The sequence below is a fragment of the Streptomyces sp. NPDC028991 genome (assembly GCF_055564775.1).
Genome location: NZ_JBVHVP010000001.1, coordinates 478,913 through 496,729, shown reverse-complemented (window position 1 = coordinate 496,729; position 17,817 = coordinate 478,913). Strand labels below are relative to the sequence as shown.

At 72.7% G+C, this 17,817-nt stretch carries 17 protein-coding genes and 2 tRNA genes; 4 read left to right on the top strand and 15 right to left on the bottom strand.

Going from position 1 to position 17,817, the window contains the following annotated elements; all coding sequences use genetic code 11:
* Positions 1-446: 446 nt before the first annotated feature.
* The gene (locus tag ACZ4V1_RS02170) at positions 447-1,700 is read left to right on the top strand and encodes a cytochrome b/b6 domain-containing protein (RefSeq protein ID WP_468328177.1); all 1,254 of its coding nucleotides are present in this window, start codon (positions 447-449) and stop codon (positions 1,698-1,700) included.
* Positions 1,701-3,320: an NADH-ubiquinone oxidoreductase-F iron-sulfur binding region domain-containing protein gene (locus ACZ4V1_RS02165; RefSeq protein WP_468328175.1), complete on the top strand. Its 1,620-nt coding sequence runs from the start codon at positions 1,701-1,703 to the stop codon at positions 3,318-3,320.
* Between the two features lie 55 nt (positions 3,321-3,375).
* Here ACZ4V1_RS02165 and ACZ4V1_RS02160 read toward each other — a convergent pair.
* The 10 genes from ACZ4V1_RS02160 to ACZ4V1_RS02115 all read right to left on the bottom strand — a co-directional run bounded on the left by ACZ4V1_RS02160 (position 3,376) and on the right by ACZ4V1_RS02115 (position 8,628).
* Positions 3,376-3,448, bottom strand: a tRNA-Ala gene (locus ACZ4V1_RS02160).
* Between the two features lie 132 nt (positions 3,449-3,580).
* Complete coding sequence (locus tag ACZ4V1_RS02155; RefSeq protein ID WP_003976229.1) at positions 3,581-3,814, bottom strand: hypothetical protein; 234 nt, start codon at positions 3,812-3,814, stop codon at positions 3,581-3,583.
* A gap of 3 nt (positions 3,815-3,817) precedes the next feature.
* Positions 3,818-3,991 (bottom strand): hypothetical protein, encoded by a 174-nt coding sequence (locus ACZ4V1_RS02150; protein ID WP_107095222.1) that lies wholly within the window; start codon positions 3,989-3,991, stop codon positions 3,818-3,820.
* A 201-nt stretch (positions 3,992-4,192) separates the two neighbouring features.
* Positions 4,193-4,265: transfer RNA gene (locus ACZ4V1_RS02145), tRNA-Ala, on the bottom strand.
* Between the two features lie 120 nt (positions 4,266-4,385).
* Entirely contained in the window at positions 4,386-5,057 is a 672-nt protein-coding gene (locus tag ACZ4V1_RS02140) for a histidine phosphatase family protein (RefSeq protein ID WP_468328172.1), read from the bottom strand.
* Positions 5,054-5,500 (bottom strand): ribosome silencing factor, encoded by a 447-nt coding sequence (gene rsfS, locus ACZ4V1_RS02135; RefSeq protein ID WP_121746980.1) that lies wholly within the window; start codon positions 5,498-5,500, stop codon positions 5,054-5,056. The genes ACZ4V1_RS02140 and rsfS overlap by 4 nt, the downstream gene beginning before the upstream one ends.
* An 82-nt stretch (positions 5,501-5,582) precedes the next feature.
* Entirely contained in the window at positions 5,583-7,382 is a 1,800-nt protein-coding gene (locus tag ACZ4V1_RS02130; RefSeq protein WP_468328169.1) for an LCP family protein, read from the bottom strand.
* 16 nt (positions 7,383-7,398) lie between these two features.
* Positions 7,399-8,109 carry a nicotinate-nucleotide adenylyltransferase gene (nadD, locus tag ACZ4V1_RS02125; protein WP_468328167.1) on the bottom strand — a complete coding sequence of 237 codons (711 nt, stop codon included), beginning with the start codon at positions 8,107-8,109 and terminating at the stop codon, positions 7,399-7,401.
* Positions 8,110-8,167: 58 nt separating this feature from the next.
* Complete coding sequence (locus tag ACZ4V1_RS02120) at positions 8,168-8,335, bottom strand: hypothetical protein (RefSeq protein WP_121746983.1); 168 nt, start codon at positions 8,333-8,335, stop codon at positions 8,168-8,170.
* A 131-nt stretch (positions 8,336-8,466) separates the two neighbouring features.
* Positions 8,467-8,628 (bottom strand): hypothetical protein, encoded by a 162-nt coding sequence (locus tag ACZ4V1_RS02115; RefSeq protein ID WP_468328165.1) that lies wholly within the window; start codon positions 8,626-8,628, stop codon positions 8,467-8,469.
* Positions 8,629-8,787: 159 nt separating this feature from the next.
* On the opposite strand from ACZ4V1_RS02115, the gene ACZ4V1_RS02110 reads away from it, so the two are divergent.
* Positions 8,788-9,987 carry a M48 family metallopeptidase gene (locus ACZ4V1_RS02110; RefSeq protein WP_468328922.1) on the top strand — a complete coding sequence of 400 codons (1,200 nt, stop codon included), beginning with the start codon at positions 8,788-8,790 and terminating at the stop codon, positions 9,985-9,987.
* 69 nt (positions 9,988-10,056) lie between these two features.
* On the opposite strand, the gene ACZ4V1_RS02105 is transcribed toward ACZ4V1_RS02110, so the two are convergent.
* The 5 genes from ACZ4V1_RS02105 to proB form a co-directional block, all read right to left on the bottom strand.
* The gene (locus tag ACZ4V1_RS02105) at positions 10,057-11,127 is read right to left on the bottom strand and encodes an SCO2583 family membrane protein (RefSeq protein WP_468328163.1); all 1,071 of its coding nucleotides are present in this window, start codon (positions 11,125-11,127) and stop codon (positions 10,057-10,059) included.
* Between the two features lie 85 nt (positions 11,128-11,212).
* Positions 11,213-11,782, bottom strand: a complete 570-nt coding sequence (locus tag ACZ4V1_RS02100; RefSeq protein ID WP_468328161.1) for an SCO2584 family spore wall biosynthesis protein — start codon at positions 11,780-11,782, stop codon at positions 11,213-11,215.
* A gap of 236 nt (positions 11,783-12,018) precedes the next feature.
* Positions 12,019-13,305 carry a glutamate-5-semialdehyde dehydrogenase gene (locus ACZ4V1_RS02095; RefSeq protein ID WP_468328159.1) on the bottom strand — a complete coding sequence of 429 codons (1,287 nt, stop codon included), beginning with the start codon at positions 13,303-13,305 and terminating at the stop codon, positions 12,019-12,021.
* Positions 13,306-13,518: 213 nt separating this feature from the next.
* Positions 13,519-14,025, bottom strand: a complete 507-nt coding sequence (locus ACZ4V1_RS02090; RefSeq protein WP_468328157.1) for a hypothetical protein — start codon at positions 14,023-14,025, stop codon at positions 13,519-13,521.
* A 135-nt stretch (positions 14,026-14,160) separates the two neighbouring features.
* Entirely contained in the window at positions 14,161-15,285 is a 1,125-nt protein-coding gene (proB, locus tag ACZ4V1_RS02085) for a glutamate 5-kinase (RefSeq protein WP_468328155.1), read from the bottom strand.
* A gap of 461 nt (positions 15,286-15,746) precedes the next feature.
* On the opposite strand from proB, the gene ACZ4V1_RS02080 reads away from it, so the two are divergent.
* A complete protein-coding gene (locus ACZ4V1_RS02080) occupies positions 15,747-17,792 on the top strand; it encodes a hypothetical protein (RefSeq protein WP_468328153.1) in 2,046 nt (681 codons plus the stop codon).
* Positions 17,793-17,817: the final 25 nt, after the last annotated feature.

Sequence of the window (17,817 nt, the reverse complement as noted above, 5' to 3'; positions counted from 1 at the left end):
AATCCCCTCGCACAGGAGGGGACGCCGCGCCGATTCCGGCCACCGGACTACGACCGGGGTCGGGACTGATCAGCGCGGCTCGCTAAGCAGAAGGCGTACGGCACGCATGGCGTCAGGGTACCGCAGTCGCCGATCGGGCCGCGACGGGACTTCCGGCCGCCTTCCGCGCCGCCCGCACCACGCCTCACGGCCGACAAACCTGAACCAAGGTCAAAGATTACTTCGCGTAACGACTGCTAAAGGACATCGCCACGGGCGCATTGTCATTTGATAACAACGCAATAACTCAAACCTCGTACCCGCGGGTATGGCGCCACTTAGAGTGCGGCAGCGGGACCGCTTTTCCCGAACCGCTCCGGAGTTGCCCCCATGAACCCTCCCCTGATCCGCCCCCGCAGCAACAGCTCGCCCCCTCCCCTCGCGTCCGTGACACGGGGAGGTCTGCCGTGGTGACGAACGACAGCACGGCGGACGACACCTTCGCGGAGTTCCTCAACTTCGGCGCCGGCGTCCTCTCCCTCGTCTTCCTCAGCTGCTCGGTGATCTGGGGTCTCATCGCCCAGGACCGGATCGTCCTCGACACCCGCCAGCGGATCCTGGCGCAGGCGGTACACCGGATCACCGCGGTCGCGTCGGTCGTGTTCCTGCTGGTGCACATCGGGGTGAAGCTGGCGCTGGAGCACACCACCTGGGTCGCCGCGGTGGTTCCGTTCGGGCTGCTGGCCACGGACGACGAGTCGTTCGGCGGCCGGGGCGTCCTCATCGGTTTCGGCACCCTGGCCAGCATGCTCATGATCTTCGTGGGCGTCACCGGTGCCCTGCGCAACCGCTTCGCGTCCGCGCCCCCCGTGGCCGCCCGCTGGCGGGCCATGCACATGCTGGCCTACCCGGCGTGGTGCCTGGCCCTGCTGCACGGGCTCTACGCGGGTCGCGCGGCGAAACCGGTCTTCCTGGTCCTGTACGGACTGTCCGTGCTCGGCGTCATGGCGGCCCTGGCACTGCGCGCGGCGCCCCGCCCGGTCAAGCGCAGGGTCGCCGACAGGATCGCCGGGTTCCTCGGGACCGGGGAGCGGTTGGCCCGCGAGGAACTCGAGGAGAGCCGGGCCCGGACGACGGCCGGCTCCGCGCTGCCGGGCTACGAGGACGCCGGGGCGCCGCGACCGCGCGCGGCACCCCCGTCCGCACCCCTGTACGAGCCCGCGGAGCGCCTCGCGCCCCCGGAGCCCGCGGGCGGCTTCGCGGCGGCCTACCGTGCCGTGTCCGGCTCCTCCGGCACGCGCCGGAGGCCGCTGACGGCCGAGGCGACAGCGGCCGCCCAGCTGCCGCCGGACATGCGGCCCACCGAGTCGATGCCCCTCGCGGACGGCGGCGGCAGCACCTCGGGCAGCTGGCCCGTCCCGTCGCCGCCACCGGTCGGCGAGGCACCCCCGTCGGCCTACGACCCGCTCAACGACACCGGACACACCATCCCGGTCTACGGCAATACGGACGCCTCGGGCTACGGCTCGAGTGACGTGTACGACACCAGTGAGACGAACACCGTCTACGACACGTACTACCCCAACGACACGTACAACAGCGGTCCCGCCACTGAACCAACCCCCGGTGCGTCCCCCGGCGCGTCGCCCTACGACGCGTCCTACGACTTCGACGCACCGGGTTCGGGCGAACCTTGGAACACGCCTTCCGGAGGCTTTTAAGTGAACGAGGCCCTGCCCGACGTCCCCGAAGTCCGCGTGGTCGGTCTTCCCCAGCTCACGTCGGGCTTCGACCTTGTCGAGCGCCTGGATCTGCCCATGCACCTCAAGGTGCACGGGCCGCTCGAACCGCTGGGCGGCGAACAGCTCGCGCAGCTCTCCGAGCGCATCAACCTGAAGGGCCGCGGCGGCGCGGGCTTCCCCTTCCACAAGAAGCTGCGCTCGGTCGCCGAGGCGGCGATCAAGCGCGGCGTACGGCCGGTCGTGGTCGTCAACGGCAGCGAGGACGAGCCGGCCTGCCGCAAGGACACGGTGCTCATCAACCGTGCGCCGCACCTGATCCTGGACGGCGCGCTGCTGTGCGCCGAGGCCATGGGCGCCCGCACCCTCGTCATCGGCGTCACCCGCGAGTCCACGCAGCGCTCCATGGAGGCCGCCCTCGCCGAGCGCGGCCTGAGCAACGGACGCCGCTCCGCCCTCCGCGCGCGCGTGCAGCGCAATCCGGTCCGCATGGTCACCGGCGCCGCGGCCTCCCTGGTCCGCTCCATCGACGGTGGCCCGGCGATCCCGCCCGGCCGCAAGATCAGCGCGTCCAGGAGCGGCGTCGGCGGCGCGCCGACCCTGCTGTCCAACGCCGAGACGTTCGCCCAGCTGGCGATCGCCGCCCGCATCGGCCCGGAGCGCTACGGCAACACCGGCCTGTACGACGAGCCGGGCACCGTCATGCTCACGGTCTCCGGCGCGGTGGCCCGCCCCATGGTCATCGAGGTGCCGACGGGCGTGCCGCTGCGCTACGTCCTCCAGCTCGCCGGCGCCCCGCCGGTGCCGCAGGGGGTGCTGACCGGCGGCTACCACGGCAAGTGGATCGACGCGGCGACCATCGACGAGGCCATCGTCTCCCGCAACTCCCTGCAGCAGGTGGGCGGCTCGCTGGGCGCGGGCGCGATCCTGCCGATCAGTCAGGACACCTGCCCGCTGGGCGAGTCGCTGCGGGTGGCGCAGTGGCTGGCCGAGGAGAGCGCGGGCCAGTGCGGCCCCTGCTACCTGGGCCTGCCGGCCGCCGCGCGCGGCCTGGAGGACATCCTGAACGGCGGCGGCCCGGCCGCCCTGGAGGCGGTCAAGCAGGTGGCGAAGAACGTGAAGCGGCGCGGCGCCTGCTCGCACCCGGACGGCTCGGCGATGTTCCTCGAGTCGACCCTCAAGGCCTTCACGGACGACCTCGCCGCCCATGTCCTCGGCAACGGCTGCGGACGGCCCGTGGAGGGCGTTCTGCCGCTCTTCGAAGGGGGCAGGGCCCCCACGGGCATCCCGGGCGGCGGCGGGGAGGAGAACGGGCCCAGCCGCCAGAAGATCTACGTCGACTGGACGCTGTGCCGGGGCCACGGCCTGTGCGCGGACATCCTCCCGGAGGTCTTCCAGCTCGGCGCCGACGGCTTCCCGACCGTCGCGCAGGCCGAGGTGCCGCGCTTCGCGGAGGCCAAGGCGGTCCGCGCGGTGCGCCGCTGCCCGGCGCTCGCCCTGCGCATCGAGGAGGACACCCGCGGACAGGCACCGTCCTCGCGCACCAACCTGCCGGTCCTGTCCCAGGGCCAGGGCCGTGGCCGCCGGGCGCTGGGCCGCTGAGCCGGGCACGAAGAAACCCCCGGATCGCTGATCCGGGGGTTTCCCTGTGTTCCTGTGGAGCTAAGGAGAATTGAACTCCTGACCTCCTGCATGCCATGCAGGCGCTCTACCAACTGAGCTATAGCCCCTTGCCGTCTGCCACCCGGTCTCCCCGGCGGCGACGCCAACATTACACGGTCGACCGGGCACAACACCAAATCGTTTCCAGTTTGCCCGTTTTACCCCTTGCGTAGGCCGCTACGTCATGACGCCCGGGGCCGCTACGCCGTGACGAACGAATAGAACCGCTTGAGTGTGCAGTGCTCCTCGAGAAGCCGGCCGTAGATCGGCTCACCCTCGAGTTCGCGGTACGTCTCGATCGGGTCGCCTTTTATGATCAGCGCCCGCGCGCACTCCTCGCACCAGTACTGGTAGTCCGGATTGACCGGCTCCATGTCCCGCACGATCGGGGTGCCACTGCCGCACCAATCGCACTTTCGCCTGTGTGCACCCATCGATCAGCTCCAGCTGTGGCCGCAGGCCGTGCACACGTACGAGATTCCGCCGTTGTCACCGAGGACTTGGGCCACGTGCCCGGAACCGCAGGAAGGGCAGCTGAGACGGGTGACCGTGTTCCGTGTCACCGCTCCGCCGAGGAGGTGACCGACCTCCTCGAGGATGCTCGCAGGCATCGCCACTCCCTCCCGTCGGGTCGCGGTCCCCTTCCGGCCGTTTGATTCTGCCACGACCGGGCCAATACGGTCAGCGACGCCTCAGTACCAGTCCGGACACGGAGTCCCACAGGGGTATACGCCCGTGGGACGCCTGCTGCTCAAGTGGGCGCAAACGAAAAATCCCGCCCCCCGAGGGGGACGGGATTCGTCCGTGGGCTGTGGAGCTAAGGAGAATTGAACTCCTGACCTCCTGCATGCCATGCAGGCGCTCTACCAACTGAGCTATAGCCCCTGGTGCCACGCGGCTGAGCCGCATGGTCTTTCGCTCCGCTCGGCGGGGCGAACAAGAAGAACTTTAGCCTGCGACCTGCCGGAAAGTGAAATCCGGGTACCGGGCCCGGCCGGCCCCTCCTCAGTCGTCGTCGCCGAGCACCGGTTCCGGCAGGGTGCCGGCGTTGTGCTCCAGCAGACGCCAGCCGCGGGCCCCCTCGCCCAGGACGGACCAGCAGCAGTTGGTGAGGCCGCCGAGGCTCTCCCAGCTGCGCGGTTCCAGCCCGAGCAGGCGGCCGATGGTGGTGCGGATCGTGCCGCCGTGGCTGACCACGACGAGGGTGCCGTCCTCGGCGAGCTTCTCGGCGTGCCGGAGGACCACGGGGGCGGCGCGGTCGGCCACCTCGGTCTCCAGCTCGCCACCGCCGCGGCGGACCGGCTCGCCGCGCTTCCACGCGGCGTACTCCTCGCCGTGCCGGGCGATGATCTCGTCGTGGGTCAGCCCCTGCCAGACACCCGCGTACGTCTCCCGCAGGCCCTCTTCGAGAGTCACGTCCAGGCCGGTGAGCGCGGCGAGCTCGGCGGCCGTGTTCGCGGCGCGCGCCAGGTCGGAGGCGACGATGGCGTCGGGGCGGAGGCCGACCAGCAGCCGGGCGGCGCGGCGGGCCTGGGCGACGCCGGTCTCGGTGAGCTCGACGTCCGTGGTGCCCTGGAAGCGGCGCTCCACGTTCCACGAGGTCTGGCCGTGCCGCCAGAGGATGACGCGCCGGCCGCGGCCGGGCTGCCCGGCCGTGACCTCGCCGGTGGCGCTCATCGCCAGTCCCCGTCGGTCTCCGTCGCCTCCTCGGCGGCCCGGAGCCTGGCGTGCTCCTCCGCCTTGCCGCGGGTCTCCTTGGCGTCGGCGGGCAGCTCCAGCTCGGGGCAGTCCTTCCACAGCCGCTCCAGGGCGTAGAAGACGCGCTCCTCGCTGTGCTGGACGTGGACGACGATGTCGACGTAGTCGAGCAGGACCCAGCGGGCCTCGCGGTCGCCCTCGCGGCGTACCGGCTTGGCGCCGAGTTCCTTGCTGAGCCGCTCCTCGATCTCGTCGACGATCGACTTGACCTGGCGGTCGTTGGGCGCGGAGGCCAGCAGGAAGGCGTCCGTGATCGACAGCACGTCGCTGACGTCGTAGGCGATGATGTCGTGGGCGAGCTTGTCGGCCGCCGCCTGCGCGGCGGTGTTGATGAGTTCGATGGAGCGGTCGGTCGCGGTCACTGCCTGGCTTTCGGGTCGGCGGTCGGTTGACCTCAAGGGTCTCACGACCGCCGACGGCAGCCCACGTGATAATCACCCGCCCCTAGGAAGCCGGTTCGTAGTCCTGGCCCAGCACCACCGAGACCCTCGCGTTCGCGGAGACCTCACCCTGGATGACGGAGTCGGTGGGCAGGCCCAGCGTCTTGGCGACCTGGACGGCGTTCTCCTTGTCGGCCGCCTCCGCGTAGACGACCTTCGACGTCGCCTCGCTGCCGGACGCGGTGCCGCCCGACAGGAAGGTGAAGCCGCCGTTGAGGAGGACGACGCGGGCCTTGCCGGTGCGGTCCTCCACGCCGGTGGCGTTGCGGACGGAGACGCTGACGGCCGCGTCCTTGTCGGGGCTCTTGGCGGTGCCGCCGAGGACGTCCTTGACGACGCTGTCACTCGCCTCCGCGCTGAGCCTGCCGTCCTTCTGGACGGGCAGCAGCGCGGTCTCGAAGTCGCCGCCCTTGGCGAGGTCGGAGAGCCCGGCGAGGAAGGAGCCGAGGTCCTTCTCGGTCAGCGGCGGGTCGAGGATCAGCCCGAGGGTCTGGACGGTGGTCGTCGCGCCCGCGGGATCCGAGGAGAGCTTGCGCAGCACCCCCTGCATGACCTGTCCGAACCGCCGCAGCTGGGCGTCCGCCTCCTCCCCGGAGCCGCGGTGGGTGGCGTAGGCCACGGCCATCTTGCCGCTGAGGGTCTGCCCCTCGCCCATACGTACGAGGGGCGCGGCCCCCTTGTCCTTGGCCTCCGGGTCGGGGACGTCGGTGTCGGTGTCCACCTCGATGTTGCCGACCAGGTCGACCAGGATCTGGAGGTAGGGCGTGTCCAGGCGCCAGGTGCCCTCGATGTCGGTACCGAGGGCCGAGTCGAGCGCGGTCCGGGTGGCGTCGGGGCCGTCCTCGTCGACGGACTTGGCGAGCGTCGTGGTGCTGCCGTCGTCGCCGGTCAGAGCGAGGGAGTTGGGCACCAGCACGGCGGTGCCCCGCTTGGTGGTGGCGTTGTCCACGAGCAGCGCGGTGGAGGTGCCGCCGCCTTTGGTGTCGTGCAGGTGGACGGCGATCACGTCGCGCTTCTGGGCGCCCGCCGCCGTCGTACCGCCCGTCTTGTCGTCCGAGGAGGACAGGCCGGGCAGCTGCCCGGCGTACCAGAGGTAGCCGACGCCGCCGGCCGCGACCAGTGCCAGGACGACGACCAGGGCGACGACACGCGCGCGTGCGCGCCGCCGGGCCTCCTCGCGGCGCTCGGTGCGGTTCTCCGTGAACTTCATCCAGTCGATGACGTCCTCGGAGTCGTCGGTCGGCTCCTCGACGAAGGCGAACTGCTCGGTGTGGTACTCCCGGCCGGGTTCCGTCCCCTCCGCGGGGGCTTGCGCCTCCGGTTCACCGGGCGGGCCCGCCTGCTGCGGGATGTAGGCGGTCTGCTCGGCGACCCGGGGCTGCCTGCCACTGGTCGCCGCCTGCCCGTACGGGTCGTACGAGGGCTGGGCGTGCGTGCCGGAGGCGTAGCCGTCGTAGGCGTCGTAGCCGGGGGTGGGCGGCTGCCCGCCGGTGTCGTAGCCGGTCTGGGATGCGTAGCCGGTCTGGGAGGCGTAGCCGTCATACGGCTCGTAGGGCTGTGCGGCGGGCTGCGGACCGCCCGTGGCGTACGGGTCGTAACCGTAGCCCTGCTGTCCGTACTGCCGGCCTTCCCGGTCCTGCTGTCCCCGCTGCTGCGCGTACGGGTCGTACGCCTGCTGCCCGCCGGGCTGGGCCGGGGCCTGGCCCTGGGCCTGGCGGTACACCGGCCGGCCGTACTCGTCGTAGCCGACGAGTTCGTACTGGTCGCCGCCGTCGCCGTAGCCCGGGTCGTATCCGTCGTTCACCGGTGCCCCTCTCGGTTCACTCGCCGCGGTACAGCTGGCGTTTGTCGATGTAGCGCACGACCCCGTCCGGCACCAGATACCAGACGGGGTCGCCCTTGGCGACTCTCGCACGGCAGTCCGTGGAGGAGATGGCGAGGGCGGGGACCTCGACGAGCGAGACGCCCCCCTTGGGGAGCCCGGCGTCGGTCAGCGTGTGGCCGGGCCGGGTGACGCCGATGAAGTGCGCGAGGGAGAACAGCTCCTCGCTGTCGCGCCAGGTGAGGATCTGGGCGAGGGCGTCGGCGCCGGTGATGAAGAACAGGTCGGCGTCCGGGTTGAGCTCGCGCAGGTCGCGCAGGGTGTCCACGGTGTATGTGGGGCCGCCGCGGTCGATGTCGATGCGGCTGACCGAGAACTGCGGGTTCTCGACGGTCGCCACTACCGTCATCAGGTAGCGGTCCTCGGCCGCGGAGACCGTGCGGTGGCTCTTCTGCCACGGTTGCCCGGTGGGCACGAACACCACCTCGTCGAGGTGGAACTGCGCGGCGACCTCACTGGCCGCCACGAGGTGCCCGTGGTGGATCGGGTCGAAGGTGCCGCCCATGACGCCGAGGCGGCGCTTGCCCGACGGCGTCGGGCCGTTGCCCAGGCCGGCGGCGCGGGCGGGCACCGCGCGGCTCTGCGCGCCCCGCGCCGGCGCGTGCGCGGTGTCGTGCGCCGGACCGGTAGGCATGTCCTGCTCTCCCATGCGTGCAGACCCTACCGGCCCGGTCCGGGGGCTCCTGCCGGGCCCACGGCCCCCGCGCTCAGCGGTCGCGGTTGAACCGGGTGGTGATCCACAGCAGGAGCATCAGGATGACGAAGGCGCCGATGCCGGTGACGTAGGGGCTGAGACTCTCGTGGTTGCCGCTGTGCTCCTCGCCGCCCTCGGAGGCGAGGGTCACGAACTGGGCAGCGGTGCTGTGGAAGCTCATCTTCGGCAGGACCTATCCGGTGTGGGCGGAATAAAGACGTCGGCCCATCGTATGCGGGCGCCTCTCGGGCGATCACGCCGACTCCGCCGTTGGGGACGGGGCCGGGGGGTCCGGGGAACCTTCGGATCTCCTCAGTCGTCCTTCCGCTTGTACCCCCGCAGCAGGAACCACGCGGTCAGCACACAGCCCAGCACCATCACGATCAGCACGACCCGGAGCAGATTCCCCGCCCCTTGCTGCTCGGCCGCCGTCGCCGCGGTGGCGAGCCAGTCGGTGTGGGGGGTGTGCGCCATGACGTGGACTCCTTCGTTGCACTGCCCGTCCACGGTATCTCCGCCTAGGCTGGGCTCGGCTTCGGGGGCGCAAAGGGCCGCACAAGGGTTCGCAAAGGGCCGGACACACGCACAGGCCGCACAGACGCACAGGCCACACACACGCACATGGGGGAAGACATGTCCGACGGCCACCAGCACAACGGGCACGAGAACGTGCCGAGCAGGCAGCGCAGGCGCTTCCCCGGAATCTCCTCGCGTGCGTACGAGCACCCCGCCGACCGGTCCGCCCTGGTGGCGCTGCGCAAACTGAGCGGCTTCGACACGGTCTTCAAGGCACTGAGCGGCCTGTTGCCGGAGCGGAGCCTGAGGCTGCTGTTCCTGTCCGACTCGGTACGGGTCTCGGACCGGCAGTTCGCCCATCTGAACGTCATGCTGCGCGACGCCTGCTACATCCTGGACCTGGAGAAGGTCCCCCCGATGTACGTCAACCAGGACCCGACTCCGAACGCGATGTGCATCGGCCTGGACGAGCCGATCATCGTCGTCACCACGGGCCTCGTCGAGCTGCTGGACGAGGAGGAGATGCGGGCGGTCGTCGGGCACGAGGTCGGGCACGCGCTGTCCGGACACTCCGTCTACCGGACCATCCTGCTCTTCCTGACGTCCCTCGCGGTCCGGGTCGCCTGGATTCCGCTGGGCAACATCGCGATCATGGCGATCGTGACCGGGCTGCGCGAGTGGTTCCGCAAGTCGGAGCTGTCCGCGGACCGCGCGGGTCTGCTGGTGGGCCAGGATCTGCAGGCCTCCATGCGCGGCCTGATGAAGATCGCGGGCGGCAACCACCTGCACGAGATGAACGTGGACGCGTTCCTCGAGCAGGCCGACGAGTACGAGGCCGGGGGCGACCTGCGCGACTCCGTGCTGAAGATCCTGAACGTGCTGCCCCGCTCCCACCCCTTCACCACGGTGCGCGCCGCCGAGCTCAAGAAGTGGGCCGCGTCCCGGGACTACCAGCGGATCATGGACGGCCACTACCCGCGGCGCGACGAGGACAAGGACACCTCGGTCCGGGACTCCTTCCGCGAGTCGGCGTCCAGCTACGCCACGCATGTGCGCGGCTCCAAGGACCCGCTGATGAAGCTGGTGAACGACATCGCGGGCGGTGCCGGTGACCTCGGTGACCGGATGCGGCGGGGATTCGGCGGCTTCACGTCCTCCCAGCCGAGGCCGCCGAAGGACGCGGACGGACCCGCGGGGCCGGAAGGGACGGACAGGACGGACGGGACGGGGGGACAGCCGGGCGGCGGGTCCGGCGGACCGGAGGGTTCCGGCGGACCGGGCGCGCCGGACGACCGCCCGCCGCGCGACGGCGCCTGAGCCGGGGCGGGCGCGGACGACCCGCCCGAGCCCGACCGCTCCGGCGGCCGGCGGCCTCCTGCCCCTGCCTCACACCCTCGGCTGGGCCTCGGCCGCGAGGGTGCCGCACAGGGCCGTGGCGTCGTCCGTGGTGTACGGGTCGGTGCCGGCGGGGGCACCGGTCCCGGCCGTCTGGCCCGCGAGCAGCGGGCGGAGGTGGTTCGCCGAGTCCTCGGCACAGGAGAGCGGCCCGGCCTGGACGTAGGCGGCGACGAGCTGCGCCTGGTGCAGCCGCAGGTCGTCCCGGTCGAAGCGGAAGTGCAGCTCGCGCCGGACGGTGAACAGCGACGTCTCGGCCCCCTCGTCGCCGGCCGGCCGCAGCGGGTACACCATGGTGTGGTCGGCCGCGACTTCCAGTGTGGACGCGTCGCTCTCCACGGCCCGCAGGCTGCCGCTCACCCGGATCTCCGCGTCGGTCAGCTCGGCACGGGCCGGGTCGAAGCGGACCAGCCATCCGGTGGGCGCGTGCCGGCCGTCCGCGGCGGGCCTCTCCAAGCTCTCGTCGAACTGGTCGAGCTGGTCCGGGGCGAGCAGCACCCTTACCGGGCGGACCTCACCGCCGCCGAGCACGTCCCGGTCGAGCGCCGAGCGGTCGATGTAGTTCTTGGCGGTGGTCAGCGCGCTCAGCACCTGGTCGTCCGAGAAGTGCGCGGTGCGCCGGTGGCCCGGCAGCGGGACGCCCTCGGCGGCGGAGCGGAAGTGCGCGGCGGGGCTGCGCTCGTACAGGTGCACGGCGTCGTCGGCGCCGGGCACCCTGCCCTCGGGTGCCAGCGGGACGACGGTCATCCGTACCGGCTCTGCGGCCCGCTGCGCGTCGGGACCCTGGTAGGGATGCCGTACGCCCATGAAGATGGCGGTGCCGAAGGCGACGGCGATCAGCATGACGAGGACCAGCGCCTGCCGGGACAGTCCGGCCCGGCGCAGCGGCGTACGGCGGCGTACGGCGGGCGCGTGGTCGGCGATGCGCTCCTGCGCGGAGAACTCCTGGAGCCGGGCAGCGCGGACGAACGACTCGTCGAAGACGACGGATCGGTACTCGTCCTCTCCGCCTCCGGGGGCGCCTTCGGGCGTCCCACCGGGCGGACCGCCAAGCCCTGCCATACCTTCAGGGTAGGTCCGCGGAAGCTCGGGTAAACGCGCCGGTGCAGGTCAAGTTGGGCCGGTTTCTCAGCGGTCGGAGAGCAGGTCAGGGGCTGCGCGGGATCACCGAGACGGCCGGCTGGGAGAAGTCGGCGGAGGCCGACGGGGTCACCGTGCCGCCCTGCTCGGGACCGGTCGAGGCGGGGGGCGGTACCTGCTCTGTGCCGCCCTCCGAGGAGGCGCCCCGGTAGACGGCCACGAAGGCCAGCGCGACCATGCCCACGCCCATCACCAGGGCGAGCATCCAGGCGACCGGCCGGTGCCAGCGGACCTGCTTGCCGTACGCCGCTGGAGCGCCGTACGGGCGGTCGAGGGGGTCGCGGTCGTCGTCCGGGTCGTCGAGGTCGGGATCATGGCCGAAATCGCCGTACCCGTCGTCGTAGCGCTCGCCTCTGATGCGGCCGCGGCGGGCCGCTTCCGCCTCGGTGGCCTCGGCTCTGGCCTGCGCGGCGGCCAGGAGGCGTTCGACGGCGGTCGGCTCGTGCAGCGCGGCCGCCTGTACGAAGGCCTCGTCGAAGACCACGGAGGCGAACTCTTCGTCCGACACCCCGCGGTCGTGGTCGTCGTCGGGCTCCCAGCCGTCAGGGAACGGCCTACCCCCCACGTCCTCCGGCACGGGTCCAGACTAGACCCGGTCGGTCGTTTTGGGCAGACGGCGGGGAAATTCATCCGGTGGGTGAGATGCCCCGATCGGTACATGAGCGCGGTCGAGGGCGCGTGCGGATCGCGTATGCCCCCGGCGTGTGCCCAAGGGCGCGGACTCGCACGCAGGCGCGCCCCGCCCGTCGGCGCGCGACCCCGCCTGTCAGCGCCGTACGCGCCCGTCAGCGCCGTACGCGCCGTACCTGCCCGTCAGCGCCGTACGTGCCCGTCACCGGTGACGATGTACTTGGTGCTGGTCAGCTCCGGCAGTCCCATCGGGCCGCGGGCGTGCAGCTTCTGCGTGGAGATGCCGATCTCGGCGCCGAAGCCGAACTGGCCGCCGTCGGTGAACCGGGTGGAGGTGTTCACCGCGACCGTGGTGGAGTCGACCAGCTGGGTGAAGCGCCGGGCGGCCTGCTGGGAGGTCGTCACGATGGCCTCGGTGTGGCCGGAGGTCCACAGCCGGATGTGCTCGACGGCCTTGTCGAGGGAGTCGACGACCGCCGCGGCGATGTCGTAGGACAGGTACTCCGTCTCCCAGTCCTCCGGCGTGGCCTCGACGGCCGTCACCTTGGACTCCTCGGCGTACGCCAGCACGCGCTCGTCGCCGTGCACGGTGACCCCGGCCTCGGCGAGGGCGTCCAGCGCGCGGGGCAGGAATTCGGCGGCGACGTCCTGGTGGACCAGGAGGGTCTCGGCGGCGTTGCAGACGCTCACGCGCTGCGCCTTGGAGTTGATCAGGATGTCGACGGCCATGTCGAGGTCGGCCTGCGCATCGACGTAGACGTGGCAGTTGCCGGTGCCGGTCTCGATGACGGGGACGGTGGACTCCTGGACGACCGTGTTGATCAGGGAGGCGCCGCCGCGCGGGATGAGCACGTCGACCAGGCCGCGGGCCCGCATCAGCTCGCGCACGCTCTCGCGGCTCTCGCCGGGCACCAGCTGCACGGCGTCGGCGGGCAGCCCGGCTCCGCCCACGGCGTCGCGGACGACCCGGACGAGGGCGGTGTTGGACTGGTAGGCCGAGGAGGAGCCGCGCAGCAGGACGGCGTTGCCGGACTTCAGGCACAGGGCGGCGGCGTCGACCGTCACGTTGGGCCGGCCCTCGTAGATGATGCCGACCACGCCGAGCGGCACACGGACCTGGCGCAGGTCGATGCCGTTGGGAAGGGTGGAGCCGCGCACGACCTCGCCGACGGGGTCGGGCAGCGCGACGACGTCCCGCACGTCGGAGGCGATGGCGCGGACCCGTTCCGGGGTCAGCGTCAGCCGGTCGATGATGGCCTCGCTGATCCCGGCGGCGCGGGCCTTGGCCACGTCCTGGGCGTTGGCCTCGACGATCTCGCTGGTCCGGACCTCCAGCGCGTCCGCGACGGCGAGCAGCGCGTCGTCCTTCGCGGCCCGCGGCAACGGCGCGAGGTCGGCCGCGGCGGACTTGGCCCGGTAGGCGGCCCGGGTGACCGGGGACATCGAGTCGTACGGCGAGAGCGTGGTCATAGGGGAAGCGTAATAGGCCGGGCGGGGCCGTTCACCGGCCGTCCCGAACCGCGAGACGTGCGCCGGACCGGAACAAGTGGGCCGGAAGGACGGGCCGGAGGGGGCGGGCCGGAACAGGCGGACCGGAACAGGCGGACCGGAGGGGGCGGGCCGGAGGGGGCGGGCCGGAGGGGGCGGGCCGGAGGGGGCGGGCCGGAAACGGGTGGAGGGCGGCTAGAAGGGGTGCACCCCGACCGGTGTCGCGGGGGCCGGTCCGTACCCGGCGGCGATGCGCTGGTGGTAGGTCGCCCGGTCGATGACCTCCAGGCCGACGATCTCCCAGGGCGGCAGTCCCGCGGTCTGCCGGTGCTCGCCCCACAGGCGCAGGGCGACGGCGGCGGCGTCGTGCAGGTCGCGGGCCTCCTCCCAGTACCGGATCTCCGCGTGGTCGTCGGCGTAGCGGCTGGTCAGCAGAAAGGGGTGGTCGTGGGCGAGCTGCTCCAGGGCGCGCCGGACCTCGGTGAGCGGGGCCCGGGCGCCGGAGACGCTGAGGGTGACGTGCCACAGTCGCGGGGTGTGCTCGGGCTCGCCGCCCCGGAACCGGTCACCGGCCGCGACGCTGGTCAGGGCGCGCTCCTCGCCGGCCGGGCGGGATCCGCCGCGGGCGCCGCGGGAGCCGGTGACACCGCGGGAGCCATTACCACCGCGGGACGCCGCCGTTCCAGGGCGCACTCCGCTCACGACGGCCTCCTTCACGCACACGGCTCGGCCCGGTGGTCGGCCGGGCTTGTCCCTGAGGAAAGTTGAGCAGGCCGCGCGGGATCGCGGGGCGGTTTTGCGGAACGTCCACCGCCGATTCGGGGACGTTTCGACCCATTACGGGTGCAGGATCACCAGATCGTCCCTGTGTACGACCTCGCGTTCGTACGCCGGTCCGAGCTCGCGCGCCAGTTCCCGGGTGGAGCGGCCGAGCAGCCGGGGCAGTTCCTTGGCGTCGAAGCTCACGAGCCCCCGGGCCACCGCGCGCCCCGCGCCGTCCCGCAACTCGACGGGGTCGCCCGCGGCGAACTCGCCCTCGACGCCGGCGATCCCGGCCGGCAGCAGCGACTTGCGGCCCTCGACGACCGCGCGCACCGCCCCGTCGTCGAGGACGAGCGCGCCCTGCGGGGTGGACGCGTGCTGGAGCCACAGCAGCCGGTCGGCGGAGCGCTTGCCGGTGGTGTGGAAGTAGGTGCCGGTGTCCTTGCCGGCCAGGGCGTCGGCCGCGTGGACCGCGCTGGTCAGGACCACGGGGATGCCCGCGGCGGCGGCGATCCGGGCGGCCTCGACCTTGGTGACCATGCCTCCGGTGCCGACGCCGGCCTTGCCCGCGCTGCCGATGTCCACGCCCGCGAGGTCGGCCGTCTCCCGCACCTCCGCCAGCCGCGACGTGCCCGGCCTGCTCGGGTCGCCGTCGTACACGCCGTCCACGTCGGACAGCAGCACCAGCAGGTCGGCCCGGACCAGGTGGGCGACGAGGGCGGCGAGCCGGTCGTTGTCGCCGAAGCGGATCTCGTCGGTGGCGACGGTGTCGTTCTCGTTGACGATGGGGAACGCGCCCATCGCCAGCAGTTTGTCGAGGGTGCGGGAGGCGTTGCGGTGGTGGGCGCGGCGGCTCATGTCGTCGCTGGTCAGCAGCACCTGGCCGACGCGGACGCCGTAGCGGGCGAAGGAGGCGGTGTAGCGGGCGACCAGCAGGCCCTGGCCGACGCTGGCGGCGGCCTGCTGGCGGGCCAGGTCCCTGGGGCGGCGGCGCAGGCCCAGCGGGGCGAGTCCGGCGGCGATGGCACCGGAGGAGACGAGGACGATCTCCTTGTCCGTACCCCGCACCTTGGCCAGGACGTCGACGAGGGCGTCGACCCGGTCGGCGTCCAGGCCGCCCGACGCGGTGGTCAGCGAGGAGGAGCCGATTTTGACGACGATCCTGCGGGCCTCGCCCACGGCCTGCCTTGCCCCAGCCACTGTGCCGTCCGCCCTCTCCCGTCGACGCGCGCCGATCCGGGCGCTCGCCAGGCAATCTACGCGAACGGGGCCGCGCCCCGCGCCGGGGTCCAGGCTGCGGACGGGCAGCGGCGTTGCCCACCGCGTCAGGGCGCGGTCAACACGCGCGTGTCGTCCGGAGGTCGGCCGGCGTTAACCCGGATGTCCGATGCGCGACGAGCAAGCCTGGAGCGACCGCAGTGCCCCTATCCCTGCCCCGCCGCAGTCTTTCCCGCCGTCGTCCTCCCCGCCGAGGTCCCCGCCGGCCACGCCTCCTCGGCCGCGGGCCCCTCCCGCTGCCGCTCCTCCGCCCCGGCCCCCTCCGGCTCCGTCTCCCCCGCCCCGGCCCCTCCCGGCTCCGTCCTCCCCGCCGCGGTCCCCGCCGGCTCGGCCCCCCGGGCCGGCGTCTGCTGCGTCTCGGTCTCCCCCACCGGCGGACCGCCGTGAAGCTGCTCGTCCTCGGCGTGCTGGCGGCCGCCTTCGCCGCGCAGGCCGTGGGCGCGCTGCTGCCGCACGTGCCGCTGCTGCTGGCCGCGACCGCCGGTTCGCTGGCCGCCGAGGCGGTGCTGTACCGCTGGCAGCGGGGCATGGTGTCGCTGTTCGCCAAGACGCACGCCGACGTCACCGTGCGGCACGTGCTGCGGGACCTGCTGCTCGTGGTGGGCCTCCTGCGGCTCGGCGAGCAGCACCGGGAGACGGTGTACGCCCCGCTCGTCGCCGCCCTGCTCGCCTTCTACGGGCTGCACTGGGCGATCCAGGCGGTGTCCGTCCTGGTCCGGCGTACCCGGACGCTGCCCGTGGTGACCCGGAACATCGACGTCTCGCCGCTGCGCCTGTCCCCGGCGCCGCCGCTGCTGCTGCGCCGCCCCGGGCACCGGCTGGCCGCCTTCGGGCTGCCGGCGACGGCGGGGCTGCTGGCGACGGCGGCCACCGACGCGCCGGTGTACGGCGCGGTCGGCCTCGCGCTGTCCCTGGCGGTGGCGCTGACGGGCCTCGGCGCGCTGCTGCTGCGGCTGCTGCCGGGGCGCCGGCCGGCGGGCGAGCGGGAGGTGCTCGACTGGTTCGAGGCGTGGCTGGCGGAGTACCGGCCCACCGTCGGCCTGTACTTCTCGGGCGGGGCGTCCTCGGCCTACCAGGCCAACATGTGGCTGGAGGCCCTCGCGCGGCTGGACGGGCGGCCGGTGATCGTACTGCGGGAGCGGTTCATGGTGCAGCGGATCGCGGCGACCGACATCCCCATCGTGTGCCTGCCGAAGGTGTCCACGCTGATGCGCCTGGAGCACTCCGCCCTCCGGGTCCTGCTGCACCCCTCCAACTCCGGGAAGACCTCGCAGGTCCTGCGCATCCCGACGCTCAAGCACGCCTTCGTCAACCACGGGGAGAGCGACAAGCTGTCCTCCTGCAACCCGTACGCGAAGGCGTACGACGAGGTGTGGGTGGCCGGTCCGGCGGCGCGCGAGCGGTACGCGCTGGCGGAGGTCGGCGTCGAGGACAAGGACGTGGTGGAGATCGGCCGCCCGCAGCTGCACGCCGTACGGCCGTACGCGGGGCCGCCCGCCCCCGGGGCGTTCACGACGGTGCTGTACGCGCCGACGTGGGAGGGCTGGGACGGCAACCCCGGCAACACGTCGCTGGTCGAGGCCGGCGAGAACCTCGTACGGGCGCTCCTCGCGGACCCGGGGGTGCGGCTGCTGTACAAGCCCCATCCGCTGACGGGGTCGGTGGACCCGCGGGCCGGGGCCGCCGACGTGCGCATCCGGGAGCTGGTGCGGGCCGCGAACCGGGAGCGGAGCGGGCCCCGGCCGGACGCGTCGGCGGCCGGGGAACTGGCCCGGCGGACGGCGGAGCTGGACCGGCTGACGACGGCCTGCTTCCGCTCCGCGGCGGACCAGGTGGAGCGGATGCTGCGGCAACCGGCGCCGGAGCCGGGGCGGGCCTCGGCCGTGACGCGGGCGGCGGCTGCCTGGGAGGAGGCGTACTGGTCCTCGCTGCCCGAGTGGGAGCACCAGGTCGTCACGGACGCCCGGCCGCCGCTCTACGCCTGCTTCAACCGGGCCGACCTGCTGATCAGCGACGTGTCCAGCGTGATCAGCGACTTCCTGGCGAGCGGCAAGCCGTACGCGGTGGCCAACACCAGCGGACTGGCCGAGGACGGGTTCCGCAAGTCGTTCCCGACGGTGGCGGCGGCGACCGTGCTGGCGCCGGACGCGGCCGGGGTGCCGGAGCTGCTGGACGCGGTCCGGCACCCGGAACGCGACGAACTGTCCGGGGCGCGCACCGCGTTGGCCCTGCGTCTGCTGGGCCCGGCCGAACGGCCCTCCCAGGAGCGCTTCGCCGGTGCCGTACGGGCCCTGTGCGCGGCGGCCGGAGAGCACCGGGCGCGGATGGCGGAGCGTCTCGCCACCGAACTGGCACTCCCCGGCCCACGACAGCGGCCCGAACCCTTGAGCTCGGACAGCCACGGCAGGCCCCCGGCCGGGGCCCGCTGAGCCGGGGGCGGCCCTGGAACGACGC

Excerpts from the sequence above, each read along its gene's own strand:
- ACZ4V1_RS02155 (WP_003976229.1), bottom strand. The coding sequence starts at position 3,814 with ATGGGTGCACACAGGCGAAAGTGCGATTGGTGCGGCAGTGGCACCCCG.
- ACZ4V1_RS02150 (WP_107095222.1), bottom strand. The coding sequence starts at position 3,991 with ATGCCTGCGAGCATCCTCGAGGAGGTCGGTCACCTCCTCGGCGGAGCG.
- ACZ4V1_RS02140 (WP_468328172.1), bottom strand. The coding sequence starts at position 5,057 with ATGAGCGCCACCGGCGAGGTCACGGCCGGGCAGCCCGGCCGCGGCCGG.
- nadD (WP_468328167.1), bottom strand. The coding sequence starts at position 8,109 with ATGGGAGAGCAGGACATGCCTACCGGTCCGGCGCACGACACCGCGCAC.
- ACZ4V1_RS02120 (WP_121746983.1), bottom strand. The coding sequence starts at position 8,335 with ATGAGCTTCCACAGCACCGCTGCCCAGTTCGTGACCCTCGCCTCCGAG.
- ACZ4V1_RS02115 (WP_468328165.1), bottom strand. The coding sequence starts at position 8,628 with ATGGCGCACACCCCCCACACCGACTGGCTCGCCACCGCGGCGACGGCG.
- ACZ4V1_RS02110 (WP_468328922.1), top strand. The coding sequence starts at position 8,788 with ATGTCCGACGGCCACCAGCACAACGGGCACGAGAACGTGCCGAGCAGG.
- ACZ4V1_RS02105 (WP_468328163.1), bottom strand. The coding sequence starts at position 11,127 with ATGGCAGGGCTTGGCGGTCCGCCCGGTGGGACGCCCGAAGGCGCCCCC.
- ACZ4V1_RS02095 (WP_468328159.1), bottom strand. The coding sequence starts at position 13,305 with ATGACCACGCTCTCGCCGTACGACTCGATGTCCCCGGTCACCCGGGCC.